Below are 15,043 nucleotides of genomic sequence, written 5' to 3' on the forward strand. Positions count from 1 at the left end.
GCCCGTCCTCCGGATGTTTTTACTCGAAATGAGGTGTTCGCTATTCGAGCTCTTGAGCGGTCAGGGCGCGGTGGATTTCGCGCCGGACCAGCTTGCGCACATTGCGGGTTATCCGTTCGCCCAAGGCACCTTGTAGCTCGGCGCGGACGATCTCGCTCACCAGATCACGCAGCATTTCTTCGTCGATGATCTGGTCGTCGGCAGAGAGGCCCATGCGATCTTCGTTGTCCGGAGGGCTTGCAGATTGGGTCGCCGGTTCGGCAGTGGAAGCTGCTGGCGCTGCGGCCACATCCTCCGTGACATCGGGTTGATCCAGCCATGCGCCGGTGGCGTCACGCTCCATATCGTCTTCCCACGCCATCGCGGCGTCTTCGGTGCCGGAGTAGTCATCCGCACCGAGCGCGTCAGGCTCCCAACGGTCAGGGATATTGCCGATAGCGGTTTCCAACGCAGCTATTTTCGCGCTGAGCGGCGAACTTGCTTGTGGTGCAGTGGCCGACGTCACCTGCTCGGCGCCCCGATCTTGGGGCTGATCAAGATCATCTAGCTCGTCGGCATCATCCCATCCGGCGCGGGCATCCAGGCCCCGTGTCGGGGTTTCTTGGGGTGTATTATCGTCGTTCGCTTCGTCGTCGAAATTAAACGGATCGAAGGAGCCGCCATCATTGTCGGCAGGCGCTGAGTGATCATCCTGCGCGTCGTCTTCGGCAAAATCATAAGGGTCGGCGGAGTAATCCTGCGACGGATCAATCCCGCGTTTTGCTTCTGGCCGGTGTTTGTCGCGCAGGCTGGTAAACGCCTTCTCCATCGGTGGCGGAGCGGATGGCTCCACCGCGTCGGAAGGGGTAAGGCGCAAAGAGGCGGTATCTGGAGTACGAGAGGCCGCAGTGCTGTCGTCGCGGGCAGCGCTCGCGCGGGCGTTCTCTACAGGGCCAGCTTTCGACGCCAGAATATTTTCGGGCTTGGGCGGCGCGGGCGCAGGGGCGGCAGAAGATGGCGCTTCTGCCACGCGCAGCGCCGGTGTCAAAACCAACCGATCGCTTTGCGGCGCGGGCTTTTGCGTCTGCATAGGACGCTTGTCTTCGGACACCAATCGGCGAATCGAAGACAGGACATCTTCTACCTCGGCATTTGAGACGGGGTTTGACATGTTATAATACCACTCTTTCCTCAGGCCCAAGTATAGCGTTTCGGAAAGATTCTCACAATGCCCCCGTGAAAATTGTCAGTCCTTTTGCAAAGCCCGCAATACACGGTCCAGTTGCTGCCCCTGTTTCGACAGCACTGCCGGGCTGTCTTTGACCAGATTGTAATAGGCAGCAGGATCATAAAGTTGCACGGGCAACTTGAGGTCCTTTGCGGTCAGCTGGCCTGTCGAGGCCAGCACCGCATAGGCCGCGACATAGAGGTTGGCGCGTGCCGACACGCGGGCAGATTCGGCATCAAGCAAGGATTGCTCTGCGTCCAGCACATCAAGCGTTGTACGGGCACCAAGGGTAGCCTCTTCGCGCACGCCACTAAAGGCAACACGGGCAGCACGGATCTGGCGGTCGCTGGCTTCCAGCACCGCGCGGGCGGAGGCGAGATTGGCATAGGCGTTGCCGACCTCTTGCTGGATGTTCTTGCTGACCACATGCAGGTTGGCGCGCTGCGCATCCCGCTGGGCCATGCCTTTGCGCACTCCAGAGGAAAGAGAGCCACCGCCATAGAGGGTCTGCCCAACCGAGACACCGACGCTGCCGGTATGTGAATAGGCTTGTGAATTAAACGTATCGGTAAGCCCGTAGCTGCCGTTCACCGAGACCGTCGGGTACATCGCCGCTTCGCCTGCTTTGACCAGCAGGTCCGCCGCAGCGACCTGCCGCTGCGCGGCCAAAATCGCCGGATGTTGCCGCACTGCCAACGCCTTGGCGGTATCGAGGCTATTTGAAATGCTGGGCAATTGTGGTGGCTGGCTCAAGCTGGAAGGTTTGCGGCCCACCGCGTTGCGATACTCCTCAACAGCCCGTAATAGATCCCCTTCGGCCCCTGCGAGACCGCTGCGGGCCTGAGCAAGTTGCGCCTCGGCCAGCGCCACGTCAGTGCGTGTGACTTCACCGACTTCGAAACGGTCGCGCGCGGCGCGCAATTCCTGGGTGAGCAGGCGCACGTTGTTTTTGCGCAGTGCGACAAATTCCGACGCTTGCAACACGCCCATATAGGAGGCGACAGCGCGCAACAGGATGTTCTGCTCTACCGCGATCAGATTGTTGCGAGTGGCCAGCACTGTCTCTTTGGTCGCTTCAATCCGGTATTGGCTGGCGCCAAAATCCCAGACCAGCAGTTGCGCGGTGAGCGCGATGGACGCAGACAGCCGGTCCGCCCCAATCCCGGATATGCCACTGGCTGTTCCTGTGGTGCCGAAGGATTTGGTGATATCGCCAGACCAAGCAATTACTGGCTTGAGCGCAGCGCCCGCAGCAGCGACATCTTCATCGGCGGCACGCAATAGGGCGCGGTTCTGATCTAAAAGGCCCGATGTATTGTAGGCGCTCACCAAGGCATCGGCGAAAGTCTCTGCCTGTGCCTGCGGCGGGGCCGCCAGCCAGACTGTCATCGCAACAGCCGCCAGTCGTGATCCAGAGTTGAAGAGCCTGTTCATTGTCGCACATCCTCGTGTCCGCCGGTTCTCGAGAGCGCGATCGACACGCTAGAGCCGACTTATAGTTGAAATTCTACCTGCTGCGCGAACCCGGGCAAGATCGGGGCACTGGCATTGAAAGCCATGCGCCAGCTGATCTTTTCGCCACGCTTATGGCCGATCCGTACTTCACCAAGCGCGCCTTGCATGAACAGCGCAGCAACGCGGCCGCCGTCCTTGAGTTGCGCCAATAAGGGGGCCGGAATCTCGGCCACACCGCCTTGCAGGATAATTACGTCATAAGGGCCGTGTTTGGCCGCACCCTCGGTCAACGCACCTTGATGCACAAAAGCATTGTCGGCCCCGTTTGCCACCAGCGCCTCCTGCGCCTCGACGGCGGTGGATTCGTCATCTTCCACAGCGACCACGGCCTCGGCCATATGGGCGATCACAGCGGTCGAGTAACCCATGCCACAACCGATATCGAGCACCAGTTCCTTGTTGGAAATCGCCAGCGCATCGAGCATTTTTGCCAATGTCCGTGGTTCCAACACGACGCGCCCGCCACCCAGATCGATGTTTTCACCCATATAAGCCGCCTCACGCTGGGCAGCAGGCACAAAGTCTTCGCGGGGCACGCTGAGCATCGCATCGATAATCGGAAATTTGGTCACATCCGACGGGCGAACCTGCGTATCAACCATCATAATGCGGCGGGAAGTAAAATCGGTCATCAGCTAAACTCATCCGTTCAGATACTGTTATCGGGAGATGTGACACATTGTTGTCCGCTCAGCAACGGCTTGCAATGCATTTCACATCCCGCAGGGGCTTGCAGGTGACAGGGGGATCGTTTAGCAGTGCGCACAATTAAGGCTGGCGAGTTGGCGGAGTGGTTACGCGCCGGATTGCAAATCCGTGTATGGGGGTTCGATTCCCCCACTCGCCTCCACCTATCCCCTTGCCTTGAAGACAGTTCCAAATCGCAGTTTTGACCGCTGTTTAACTTTCTCCATCGACTGACGAGCATATCTGTCTTCGACAGAAATCTGCTGCTGGCTTGTTTGTTTGCCACGCCCCTCCTAGGTGTTCCCCCAAACCATTTACCATGTGGCGCCAGAATTGCGGTTGAAGCACAGCGGTGTCGGCCTGAAATTTAGCTAAAAGCGAGCGTATTGATGCAAAAAGTTCTCGTGACCGGAACAGCGGGCTTTATCGGATTTCACCTTGCAAAACTGTTGCTGGCCGAAGGGTTTCAGGTGCACGGCTTTGACGGGATGAGCGATTACTACGATGTTGCGCTGAAAAAGCGCCGCCACGCGATGCTGCTGCAAAACCCGAACTTCGCCGCGACCGAGGCGCTGCTTGAGGAGGATGGCGCGGTAGACAGGGTTGCCGATGCCTTTCAGCCTGACATTATCGTGCACCTCGCGGCGCAGGCTGGCGTGCGCTACAGTCTTGAAAATCCACGCGCTTATATCGACGCCAACGTCGTCGGCACCTTCAATGTCATGGAGGCGGCGCGGCGTTTGGAGGTAAAGCACCTGCTAATGGCCTCGACCTCTTCGGTTTACGGCGCCAACGAAGAGATGCCCTTCGTCGAGACAGAAAAAGCCGACACTCCGCTGACGATCTATGCCGCCACAAAAAAGGCGACCGAGGCGATGGGCCATTCCTACGCCCATCTGTGGAACCTGCCAACGACGATGTTCCGGTTTTTCACGGTCTATGGCACATGGGGGCGGCCCGATTTGGCGCTTTATAAGTTCGTGGATGCGATACTCGATGACCGCCCGATCGACATCTACAACCATGGCGATATGTACCGCGATTTTACCTATGTTGACGATCTGGTGAAGGCGATCCGCCTGCTGATCGACACACCGCCCGTGCGCCCTGCCAGCCGTGAAGACGTGCCCGAATGGGACAGCCTGTCGCCCGTCGCCCCCTACCGCGTGGTCAATATCGGCAACTCCGACAAGGTTCGCTTGCTGGATTTTATCGACGCCATTGAAGAAAGCCTCGGGAAAAAGGCGATCCGGAACTATATGGATATGCAGAAGGGCGATGTTCCGGCCACATGGGCCAATGCCGAGTTGCTGCAGAATCTGACTGGCTATCGCCCGCAAACCGATTTCAAAGATGGTATCGCCCGTTTTGTCGCGTGGTTCCGGGACTATTACGGGAAGTAAGAGCGTGGGTACACAAGATCAGAAAATCGCGATCATCGGGTTGGGATATGTCGGCCTGCCACTGGCGCTGGAGTTTGGCAAGCGCCGCCAGACTGTGGGGTTTGATATCAACCATACCCGTATCGCGGAGCTCGTATCCGGCCACGACCGCACCCGCGAAACCACGCGCGACGAGCTTACCGCAGCCCAGCACCTGAGCTTTACCGCCGATATCGCGGATATTGCGGCCTGTACGATCTACATCGTCACCGTGCCGACGCCGATTGATGCGCACAAACGCCCTGACCTCACCCCCTTGCTCCGCGCCTCCGAGACTGTTGGCAGCGTGCTTAAAAAGGGCGATATCGTTATCTATGAAAGCACGGTCTACCCCGGTGCCACCGAAGAAGACTGCGTGCCGGTGTTGGAGCGTGTCTCCGGTCTCACGTTCAATCACGATTTCTTTTGCGGCTACAGCCCCGAGCGGATCAATCCCGGCGATAAAGACCATCGCCTGCCCAATATCCTCAAGGTCACCGCAGGCTCGACGCCCGAAGTGGCCGCGCAGGTGGATGCGCTTTACGGCGAGATCATCACCGCAGGCACCTACCGCGCACAGAGCATCAAGGTCGCTGAGGCGGCGAAAGTTATCGAGAATACGCAACGCGATCTTAACATTGCTCTCGTAAACGAACTTGCGATTATCTTTAACAAGATGGGGATTGATACGCAGACCGTGCTCGAAGCGGCGGGGACCAAATGGAATTTTCTGCCCTTCCGCCCCGGTCTTGTCGGAGGGCACTGTATTGGCGTCGATCCTTATTATCTGACCCACAAGGCCGAGGCATTGGGATATCAGCCGCAGGTTATTCTTGCGGGGCGGCGGATCAATGATGGCATGGGCGCCTATGTGGCGGGCCAAATGATCAAGGCGATGCTGAAAAAACGTATTCAGGTGCAAGGCGCGCGGGTTCTGGTGCTGGGCCTTGCGTTTAAAGAGAACTGTCCGGATTTGCGCAACACGCGGGTGATAGATGTGGTGCATGAGTTGCAGGAATACGGCGTTCAGGTAGATTTGCACGATCCATGGGTAGATGCGGAGGAAGCGCAAGCGGAATACGGCATCGATTTGGTCAAAGCACCGGAGGCAAATACCTACGAAGGGGTAGTCCTCGCCGTAGCACATAGCCAGTTTCGCGACGCCGGTTTCGATGCTTTGTGCAGCTATGCCACGGCTGACTCAGTGTTCTTTGACCTGAAGTCAGTGTTCCCGACTGAAATATCCACGCTACGCCTGTAAGTACGTGGGCAAGCGCCGATGTCGGGCCTTTTAGTGACAGACCGCTTTGCCACGAATACGGGTTGTTCGAGACATATAGTGTACTGCTATCAAGCCGTTGCACAGGGTGTTTAAACCTGATGCTGGCTGCGGACATATTCCATTACAGCACTGCGCACTGACATTTCGCCCGCATCGCGTGCCTCGTTTATCACCTTGCGAACATCTTCAAGGTTGCAGCGCCGCAAAAGGCTTTTCACCGGCCCGATAGAGGCCGGGCGCATCGACAGCGTCCGCAGTCCGATCGCGGCAAAACACAGTGCTTCGACTGGGCGGCCCGCATCCTCACCACAAAACGAGACCGGCGTATCTGTCTCTTCGCAGCGTTTCACAATGCCTTCGAGGAAGGTCAGGAAACTGACGTTCAGGGTGTCATAGCGCCGCCGAACCCGCTCGTTCTCGCGGTCAGCCGCAAAGAAAAACTGCTTAAGGTCATTGCCGCCGATCGACAGAAACTCGACTTCCTCAAAGAACTTTTGCGGTGCGAAGGCAAGGCTAGGGGTTTCCAGCATCGCTCCGATTTCGAGCTTCTCGGGCAATGGGTGGCCCAATATCCGCTCCCGCTCCATCGCCTTGTCCACCTCCGCACGCGCGGCGCGGAATTCCTCGAACTGCGCAACAAAGGGGAACATTACGGTCAGCGAACGGCCATTTGCGGCACGGATCAACGCCTGAAGCTGCATGCGCATAACGCCGGGTTTGTCCAATCCTACGCGGATCGCACGCCAGCCCAGGGCCGGATTGGGCTCGTCGTTGGGCTTCATGTAAGGCAGCACTTTGTCAGACCCGATGTCCAGCGTGCGAAACACCACCCGCTTGCCATGTGCTGCATCCAACACCCGCGCATAGAGCGCTGAAAGCTCGGACCGTTTTGGCATCTGGTTGCGCACCAGAAACTGCAACTCGGTGCGGAACAGGCCCACACCATCAGCACCCGATCCATCCAGCGAAGGCAGATCCGCCATCAGCCCCGCATTCATTTGCAAGCTGACAACAGAGCCGCATCTCGCCTGGGCGGGCAGATCCCGGATCGACGTATAGCGTTCTTGCGCAGCAGCTTGCATCGCGATCTTATCGCGAAATGCGGTGGCCACCATGTCGTCGGGGCGCAGGTGAACAATGCCCTGTTCACCGTCCACCATAATGTGATCGCCGTTTAGCGCATCAGTGGTAATCTGCCCTGCATGTACCACCAGCGGGATCGCCAGCGCCCGCGCCACGATGGCTGCATGGCTCCCGACGGAGCCGCCCTCCAGTACAATACCCTTCAGCTTGCGCCCGTAGTCCAACAGTTCAGCGGGCCCGATATTGCGCGCTACCAGGATTGGATCAATCGGCATTTCCGCGCCAGTATCGTTACCCTGCCCCGTAAGTGTTCGCAGCAACCGGTTCGACAAATCGTCCAGATCGCTGAGCCGTTCGCGCAGATAGGCATCGCTCACCTGCCCCATACGCGACCGCGCCACCGACTGTTCCTTTTCAACAGCTGCCTCCGCGCTCAACCCGCTGGCGATGCTGTCCTGCATCCGCCGCATCCAGCCCTTGGAGTTGGCGAACATGCGGTAGGCCTCGATAACCTGCTCTTGGTCCTTGTGGCCCGCTGACATTGACAACATCTGGTCAACGCTGACGCGCAAAAGCCCAACAGCAGTCTCAAGTCGCACCGCTTCGCGGACCGGATCATCCGCAATCGGGTTTGATACAACAACACGCGGCTCGTGCAGCCAAACATGGCCCTCTGCTACGCCTTCCTGACCAACGGTCCCGCGCAACAGCACAGGCTGCGAATGCCGCGCCGCCAGTGCAGCCCCCTCGCCGACAAAGGCCCCCAACTCGGTCATTTCAGCCAATACCATGGCGACAACTTCCAAAGCGTAAACTTCATCCGCAGAAAATTCGCGTGCGGTTTTCGACTGCACGACCAAAACGCCAAGGGTTTCGCCCAAACGTTGCACCGGCACGCCTAAAAAGCTGGAGAAAATCTCCTCGCCGGTCTCTGGCATATAGCGAAAACCGGGCGCCTGCGGAGCATTTGGCGTATTGATGACGCGCTTGCGCCGCGCCACGCGCCCTACCAGACCCTCGCCCATTTTCATGCGCGTCTGGTGCACCGCGTCCGCGTTCAACCCTTCTGTCGCACAAAGCTCAAGCGTGTCTTCGTCGCGAAACAGATAGATCGAGCAGACCTCACAGCCCATAGAGGTCGCGATCAGATGGGTGATCTTGTCGAGCCGCTCCTGACCTGCGTCATCGCTGGCCATCGCGTCGCGCAACCGCCCCAAAAGCTTGCGGCTTTCCGTCTCGAAACGCTCTGCCATATCGCTGCGGCCCCCCAGATAACGATCCCTTGAAGCTTAGACCAGACGCGGCCTTCGAGCGATACGGGAATCGACGAAACAGGCCTCGGGAGCCAAAGGTTTACGCGGGCTTGTGCAACTCGAAGGCATCATGCAGTGCCTGAACCGCCAATTCCATGTATTTGCGGTCAATTAAGACGCTGATCTTGATCTCGGAGGTGGTAATCACCTTGATGTTGATTCCCTCACCCGACAGCACCTGGAACATCTTGGCGGCCACACCAGTGTGGCTGCGCATCCCGATCCCGACGACGCTCACCTTAGCAACCTCACGGTCTGCGATAAGTTCGTGATAGTTAATCACCCCGTCAGACTGCGCTTTTTCCACAGATTTTTCGGCGCGCATGACCTGATCGACAGGGCAGGACCAAGTCATATCGGTGCGACCCTCTTCGGAGATATTCTGCACGATCATGTCAACATTGACACCACCCTCGCTGAGCGCAGTGAAAATTGCCGCTGCAATGCCGGGACGGTCTGCCACCGAAACCAGCGTCATCTTGGCCTCGTCGCGGCTGAACGCGACCCCTGAAACAACATTGGATTCCATGATTTCCTCCTCATCACAGACGAGCGTGCCAGCATCGTCCGATTGTTCCTCAAAACTCGACAAAACCCGCAGCTTGACCTTGTAGCGCATTGCCAACTCGACCGAGCGGGTCTGCAACACCTTGGCACCCAGCGAGGCGAGCTCCAACATTTCCTCAAAAGCAATGCGGTCCAGCTTGCGTGCCTTGGATTCCACCCGCGGGTCGGTGGTATAAACCCCGTCCACATCAGTGTAGATATCACATCGCACAGCCTCAAACGCTGCCGCAAACGCCACTGCTGTAGTGTCCGATCCGCCGCGCCCCAAAGTAGTGATCCGCCCCTCGGGGCTCACCCCTTGGAAACCCGCAACCACTGCCACCTTCATGCCATCGGCAAAACGGCCCATGATATTGGCAGGCGGAATTTCCTCGATCCGCGCCGAAGCATGGGCGGAAGTCGTGCGCACCGGCACCTGCCACCCCTGCCAGGACCGCGCCGGAATATCCATTTCCTGCAACGTCAGCGCCATAAGCCCCGCCGTGACATTCTCACCGCTCGACACCACGGCATCATATTCGCGGGCATCATACATCGGCGAAGTCTCGTTCACCCAGCCGACCAACTCGTTGGTCTTGCCTGACATGGCCGAAACGATGACGATGACATCATAGCCCTTCGCCACCTCAACGCCGACCCGCTTCGCCGCACGGCGGATACGGTCCAAAGTGGCCACCGAAGTGCCGCCAAATTTCATCACCAGAACTGGCATAAGTCCCTCGCGCCTCAATACGGGCGCGGTTTACGCGCAAGCCCGCGCCAGCGCAAGGGCTGCAAGCCCGATCTTCTGACCACAAATATCCCGGCGCACGGGGCAGCGCCCCGAAATTCCTGACATATTAGAAAATTACGCCACCCATGGCACCCGCCTTCAAAACTGCAGCTGCTGCCCGTCCCACGCCTCATAGCATCCCGTCGTATCAAGGCTCAGATAATCAATTCGCGCGCCCAAGCCCTGCACGGCCTGTTCCACACCAATGTCAGCCGCGCCGCCGCCCATATCGGTGCGCACCCAGCCCGGATGGTAGATCCCCACCGCAATGCCGCGCGGCTTGAGGTCAACGGCCAAGTTGCGACCCAAGTTCAACACCGCAGCTTTGGAAGCCCGATAGATATAACTGCCCCCCGGCGCGCGGGCCGATGACGCCATCTGTGATGAAATAATCGCGATCTTAGGCACTTCGGCACGCTCAAGATTCGGCAACAACGCCTGAATGCTTAGGAAAACCCCGGTCACATTGGTCGCGAAGGTCTGCGCCCAGAGGTCCACGCCATAGCCGTTCTTCAGGTCATGGCCTTTATCCAGGTAAACCCCCGCATTGCAAACCAGCAGCTCGACAGCCCTGTCTTCCAGTGAGGCCGCCAGCGCGTTGTGGCTATCAGGGCGCGTCACATCCAGATGGGTTTCCGCCTCCGGCGACCGGCTGGTGCCCACAACCTCATGGCCCTGCGCGCGGTACTGCGCTGCGAGCGCCGCACCAATGCCGCGGCTGGCGCCCGTGACGACTACCACCATAAGCGAATCCCTCTACTAAGACATCTTGCGCCGCGGACGGAATGGCAAAGGCAACAAAGCAACGCCATCCGCGATCAAGCTCCGCGCCTGATCGGGACGCGCTTCGCCATAAATAGGGCGTTCAGGCGACTGCCCGAGATGAATTTCACGGGCCTGCCGTGTAAAATCCTGACCGACATATTCAGCGCTTTCCTCGACCTTGCGGCGCAATTCGGCGATGGATTTCTCAATGTCGGACGGCGCGCCGCGCAAAACCGGTTCGGTTGACGATGCGGGAGCTGTTTCCGGCTTGCTCGCATTAGCGGCAATGCGCGGTGCCATGATTGCCTTGCTCACCTTACCCGACCCGCACTGGCTGCAACTTAAATGGCCGCCCCGCGCCAAGACCTCGAACGCAGCGGCGGACTGGAACCAACTGTCAAACCCGTGACCTTGATCACATTTGAGCGCATAGCTGATCATCGAACCCGTGCAACCTTTTGATTATGTTCTTTTAGAAATGGGGCCCTTGGGCCGCCCCGTCAAGGCGCAGGTCATGCGGCGACCTTTTTGCGCCGCGGGTCAAAATCCAAAATCAACTGCGCCAACTCACGCTCGGCGACCAGTCGCGCCGCCTTTTTGCGCGAGACCCAGCGCCGCCGCCTCTGGCCCGCTTCGGGGAAAACTTTGGCGAGCGATTTGACTTCCACTGGATACAAAACCGCGATGCAGGGCAGGTCATCGGTGCCACCAACATCCTTCGAATAAGAATAAACCCCGACACTCAGCCCCGTGGATTTGCCGGTCACGCCCGCCTCCTCCCACGCTTCTTGCAAGGCCGTTGCCGCTGGCGTGGCGCTGTCGATTGGCCAGCCCTTTGGCACGATCCAGCGTTTCGAGCGGCGCGAAGTCACCAGCAATATACGCAACTTGCCCTTTTTCACGCGGTAACACAGGGCTGCAAACTGGGTCCGTACCTCGCCCTTTCGGGCGCCATTCACAGAAATCGGCAGTTGCTTGATCATCCGCACGTGCTTCCCTGCACTCGTTCGGTTTTAATTTTCCTATGCTTTCAACATAGGAGCCGCAATATCTCTTGGTCAGAATACAGCATGGGCCTTGTGGCAGCTTTATGCATCTAGGATAGTGGTGGGGATGAAAAGTATCCTCGCGCTCCTTGCTATATTTACAACATTGGCCGCACCGCTGCAGGCGGAGCAGGCCCCCGTGACCGTTTTTGCTGCCGCGAGTCTGCGCGGCGCACTGGATAATATCGGTGCGGGCTATGACCTGCCAGTGGTGATCTCCTACGGCGGCTCTGGCACGATGGCGCGGCAGGTGGCCGCTGGTGCGCAAGCCGACCTGGTCATTCTGGCCAGTTCGACCTGGATGACATGGCTGCAAAATCAGTCGCTCCCCGACCTCTCCGACGCGCAGATTGTGGCGCAAAACACGCTCGTGGTGATCGCCCCTGTCGGCGCGCCTGCACTCGAAGATCCTGCCGATCTATTGGCGCGACTTAGCGGCGGGCGGCTGGCAATGGGCCAGCGCGACGCAGTCCCGGCTGGAACCTACGCCCGCCAATGGCTGGAAACCGCAGGCATCTGGAGCACGCTAATGCCCCATTTGGCCGAAACCGATAATGTGCGCGCCGCATTGGCATTGGTGGCACGGGCGCAGGCCGCGCTCGGGGTTGTCTATGCCTCCGACGCCGCCGCTGAACCTGCGGTCGAGGTGATCTATACCGTGCCGGAAGACCACCACGATCCGATCCTGTATCCCGCTGCCTCCCTTAGCCCCGCCGGTGGAGCCTTGCTCGCGTTTATTCTGGCACCTGAAGCGCAGGCTGTTTTGCGTGACCACGGGTTCGCCCCGTTGCAACAGTGACAGCGGACGCAGCGGCATGGCAGGCATTGGGCTTGTCACTTTGGGTGGCTTTCTGGGCAACCCTGCTCGCGATGCCGCTCGCCCTTTGGGTCGCATGGTTGCTGGCGCGGGTGCCGTTTCGCGGCAAATGGCTTTTAAACGCGGCGGTACATTTGCCGCTGGTGTTGCCCCCCGTCGTTACCGGCTACCTGCTGCTGCTGAGTTTTGGCCGTTCCGCACCGCTAGGCCGCGCTTTGGAAGCGGTCGGATTACAACTGGCGTTTCACTGGACTGGTGCAGTGCTGGCGGCGATTGTCATGGGCTTTCCGCTGATGGTACGCGCCATGCGCCTCGCCATCGAAGCAGTGGACCCCAAGCTTGAAGCCGCTGCAGCCACCTTAGGCGCCCCGCGCACCCATGTTTTCGCCCGCGTGACCCTGCCGCTGATCGCGCCGGGGATCCTTGCGGGTGCGGTCATGGGCTTTGCCAAGGCGATGGGCGAGTTTGGCGCCACCATCACCTTTGTCGCCAATATTCCCGGCCAGACCCAGACCCTGCCCAGTGCAATCTGGACCGCCCTGCAAATTCCAGGGGGCGAGTCTGCGGCGCTGTTCATGGTGGCACTGGCCTGCCTTGTCGCGGTTGCGGCAGTGGTGATCTCCGAAGCGCTGGCCCGCCGCGTTGCTGCAAGGATCGCAGGCGCATGAGCCTTGATCTGCATATCAAACAACAGTTCGGCGATTTCGCGCTGGACGTGGCCTTTACCGCAGGCGCGGGCATAACCGCGCTCTTTGGACGCTCCGGCGCTGGTAAAACCACGGTGATAAATGCGGTGGCAGGCCTGCTGCGTCCCGAGGGCGGCCATGTGCATTTGCAGGGCGAAACCCTGTTTGACGCGACGCGCGGTATCTTTGTGCCGCCCGCGAAACGGCAGCTTGGCTATGTGTTTCAAGATGCGCGGCTGTTTCCGCACCTCAGCGTTGTCGATAACCTGACCTTTGGTGCGCGCTATGCGCCTTCAGGGGCCGCAGGGCCTGATCTGGCGGACGTTATTAAATTGCTCGGGCTCGAGCATGTGCAAAATCGCGCGCCGAACACGCTTTCAGGTGGGGAAAAACAACGAGTGGCACTAGGACGCGCACTGCTGAGCCGCCCTCGCCTTTTGCTAATGGACGAGCCACTGGCGAGCCTCGATGGGCCGCGGAAGCAAGAAATTCTGCCCTATCTTGAGCGTTTGCGCGACGGACCGCTGGGCCTGCCGATCCTCTATGTCAGCCATGCGGTGGACGAAGTTGCGCGGCTTGCTGATACGCTGGTGTTGGTGCAGGACGGGCGGGTGCGTGCAGATGGGCCGCTTTTCGAGGTCATGTCAGACCCCGCCGCCGTACCCCTGCTGGGTGTGCGCGAGGCAGGGGCAGTGATTGAAGCTGATGTGCTCGAACATGCCGATGATGGCCTCTCGACGTTGCGGATCAGCGCTGGCCAATTGGAACTGCCCGGCGTGCAGGCCCCCGTCGGTGCGCGGGTCCGGCTACGGGTGCTGGCGCAGGATGTGATCCTGTCGCTGGACCGCCCCGATGGGCTGTCATCGGTGAATATTCTGCCTGTTGTGATCGAAGCCGTGCATCCCGGTGACGGACCGGGGGCCGCAATTGCGCTGAGGGCAGGCAACGACCGACTGTTGGCGCGGGTCACGGCCCGCGCAGTGGCCGAGCTGCGCCTTAAGCCCGGCCTGCATTGTCACGCGATCCTGAAGGCCACCACAGTAGCGCCGGGCAGCATCGGGCGCTGATTACCTAACCACGGCCCGGTTGACCTTCTGACGCAACCGCTCGATCAGCTCGGCATGGGGGATATCGGCATCAATCGCCAGCTTGCGCAGGCCGAAATGCACATGCGCCATGTCTTGATAATAGCTGGTATAGGCATAGTTGGTCGCCGCCCCTGCCACGGCCCCCAACACCGGAACCGCCTGAGCCGCGAGCTTTTGCCCCAGCACCACGGCAAGCTTGGGCGCGACCTTGCTGATCACCGCCTGCATGGCCCGCCCCGACATGGCCAGACGCGCCGACAGAAAGCCAAGATCGGCCCCGTCATCGTCCGACAAGGGACCAGCAGCGGCAAAGACCTGCACGCAGTCGAACTGTACATTCTCGGCAGCAGCATCGAAGCCATGCTCGACCGCGACGCCCTGAATAACCCGCAACAGCAAGGTGGTCGTGACGGGCAATTCGGCCAGCGCGGTAGGCAGCCCACCTGCCCCGCCAGCGGCTCCCATTGCAACACTGGCCGCTTGGTTGAGCCAACTTTTCTGGTCCGGCACGATGCTTCGGCTGGAGTGCGCGGCCTTCATCGCGGCGTTCAGCGCCTTGACGGTCGCGGCCTCAAGATTGCGGCGCACGGCAGTGGGCAGGCGGTCGATCAACCCGTCTGCCTGACCGCCAATCAGGTTCAGCACATTGATGCCAACCCCGCCCGCCTGTTTATAGCGCTTCGCAATCTCGTTGAGACGCGCCTCGACATCGACGGTGGCGGGCACATTACTTTCGATCAGCATGTCTAACCTCTTGTTGACCTAAAGATTATGTGGGCTTCGCGGCGCAAAAA

14 protein-coding genes and 1 tRNA gene are annotated in these 15,043 nt (G+C 59.6%); 6 read left to right on the forward strand and 9 right to left on the reverse strand.

Annotation, left to right across the window (positions count from 1 at the left end):
• Positions 1 to 40: 40 nt before the first annotated feature.
• From BM174_RS11020 to BM174_RS11030, 3 genes are all read right to left on the reverse strand, one after another.
• Positions 41 to 1,150 carry a hypothetical protein gene (locus BM174_RS11020; protein WP_093923919.1) on the reverse strand — a complete coding sequence of 370 codons (1,110 nt, stop codon included), beginning with the start codon at positions 1,148 to 1,150 and terminating at the stop codon, positions 41 to 43.
• 75 nt (positions 1,151 to 1,225) lie between these two features.
• The gene (locus BM174_RS11025) at positions 1,226 to 2,641 is read right to left on the reverse strand and encodes a TolC family outer membrane protein (protein WP_093923920.1); all 1,416 of its coding nucleotides are present in this window, start codon (positions 2,639 to 2,641) and stop codon (positions 1,226 to 1,228) included.
• A gap of 59 nt (positions 2,642 to 2,700) precedes the next feature.
• On the reverse strand, positions 2,701 to 3,354 hold the full coding sequence (locus BM174_RS11030) for a protein-L-isoaspartate O-methyltransferase family protein (protein ID WP_093923921.1): 654 nt from the start codon (positions 3,352 to 3,354) through the stop codon (positions 2,701 to 2,703).
• Between the two features lie 144 nt (positions 3,355 to 3,498).
• Between BM174_RS11030 and BM174_RS11035 the strand changes: the two genes are divergently transcribed.
• The 3 genes from BM174_RS11035 to tviB all read left to right on the forward strand — a co-directional run bounded on the left by BM174_RS11035 (position 3,499) and on the right by tviB (position 6,091).
• Positions 3,499 to 3,572, forward strand: a tRNA-Cys gene (locus BM174_RS11035).
• A gap of 226 nt (positions 3,573 to 3,798) precedes the next feature.
• Positions 3,799 to 4,812 (forward strand): NAD-dependent epimerase/dehydratase family protein, encoded by a 1,014-nt coding sequence (locus BM174_RS11040; RefSeq protein ID WP_093923922.1) that lies wholly within the window; start codon positions 3,799 to 3,801, stop codon positions 4,810 to 4,812.
• Between the two features lie 4 nt (positions 4,813 to 4,816).
• On the forward strand, positions 4,817 to 6,091 hold the full coding sequence (gene tviB / locus BM174_RS11045) for a Vi polysaccharide biosynthesis UDP-N-acetylglucosamine C-6 dehydrogenase TviB (RefSeq protein WP_245766331.1): 1,275 nt from the start codon (positions 4,817 to 4,819) through the stop codon (positions 6,089 to 6,091).
• Between the two features lie 110 nt (positions 6,092 to 6,201).
• Here the strand turns inward: tviB and ptsP are convergent, their stop codons facing one another.
• The 5 genes from ptsP to BM174_RS11070 form a co-directional block, all read right to left on the reverse strand.
• Positions 6,202 to 8,448, reverse strand: coding sequence for a phosphoenolpyruvate--protein phosphotransferase (gene ptsP / locus BM174_RS11050; protein WP_093923924.1), 2,247 nt, complete (start codon positions 8,446 to 8,448; stop codon positions 6,202 to 6,204).
• A gap of 100 nt (positions 8,449 to 8,548) precedes the next feature.
• Positions 8,549 to 9,787: an aspartate kinase gene (locus BM174_RS11055; protein ID WP_093923925.1), complete on the reverse strand. Its 1,239-nt coding sequence runs from the start codon at positions 9,785 to 9,787 to the stop codon at positions 8,549 to 8,551.
• A 159-nt stretch (positions 9,788 to 9,946) separates the two neighbouring features.
• Entirely contained in the window at positions 9,947 to 10,591 is a 645-nt protein-coding gene (locus tag BM174_RS11060; protein WP_093923926.1) for an SDR family oxidoreductase, read from the reverse strand.
• 15 nt (positions 10,592 to 10,606) lie between these two features.
• Positions 10,607 to 11,053, reverse strand: coding sequence for a DUF1178 family protein (locus tag BM174_RS11065; RefSeq protein ID WP_093923927.1), 447 nt, complete (start codon positions 11,051 to 11,053; stop codon positions 10,607 to 10,609).
• 71 nt (positions 11,054 to 11,124) lie between these two features.
• Positions 11,125 to 11,595 (reverse strand): NUDIX hydrolase, encoded by a 471-nt coding sequence (locus BM174_RS11070; protein ID WP_093923928.1) that lies wholly within the window; start codon positions 11,593 to 11,595, stop codon positions 11,125 to 11,127.
• 130 nt (positions 11,596 to 11,725) lie between these two features.
• Between BM174_RS11070 and modA the strand changes: the two genes are divergently transcribed.
• Genes modA through modC form a run of 3 tightly spaced genes read left to right on the forward strand, consistent with a single transcriptional unit; the run spans position 11,726 to position 14,228 of the window.
• A complete protein-coding gene (gene modA, locus BM174_RS11075; RefSeq protein WP_093923929.1) occupies positions 11,726 to 12,457 on the forward strand; it encodes a molybdate ABC transporter substrate-binding protein in 732 nt (243 codons plus the stop codon).
• Positions 12,454 to 13,143 carry a molybdate ABC transporter permease subunit gene (modB, locus tag BM174_RS11080; protein WP_093923930.1) on the forward strand — a complete coding sequence of 230 codons (690 nt, stop codon included), beginning with the start codon at positions 12,454 to 12,456 and terminating at the stop codon, positions 13,141 to 13,143. Before modA ends, modB begins: the two co-directional genes overlap by 4 nt.
• Positions 13,140 to 14,228: a molybdenum ABC transporter ATP-binding protein gene (modC, locus tag BM174_RS11085; RefSeq protein WP_093923931.1), complete on the forward strand. Its 1,089-nt coding sequence runs from the start codon at positions 13,140 to 13,142 to the stop codon at positions 14,226 to 14,228. Before modB ends, modC begins: the two co-directional genes overlap by 4 nt.
• On the opposite strand, the gene BM174_RS11090 is transcribed toward modC, so the two are convergent.
• Entirely contained in the window at positions 14,229 to 14,993 is a 765-nt protein-coding gene (locus BM174_RS11090; RefSeq protein WP_093923932.1) for an EcsC family protein, read from the reverse strand.
• Positions 14,994 to 15,043 lie beyond the last annotated feature (50 nt).

The sequence above is a fragment of the Sulfitobacter brevis genome (assembly GCF_900112755.1).
Classification (GTDB): Bacteria; Pseudomonadota; Alphaproteobacteria; order Rhodobacterales; family Rhodobacteraceae; genus Sulfitobacter; species Sulfitobacter brevis.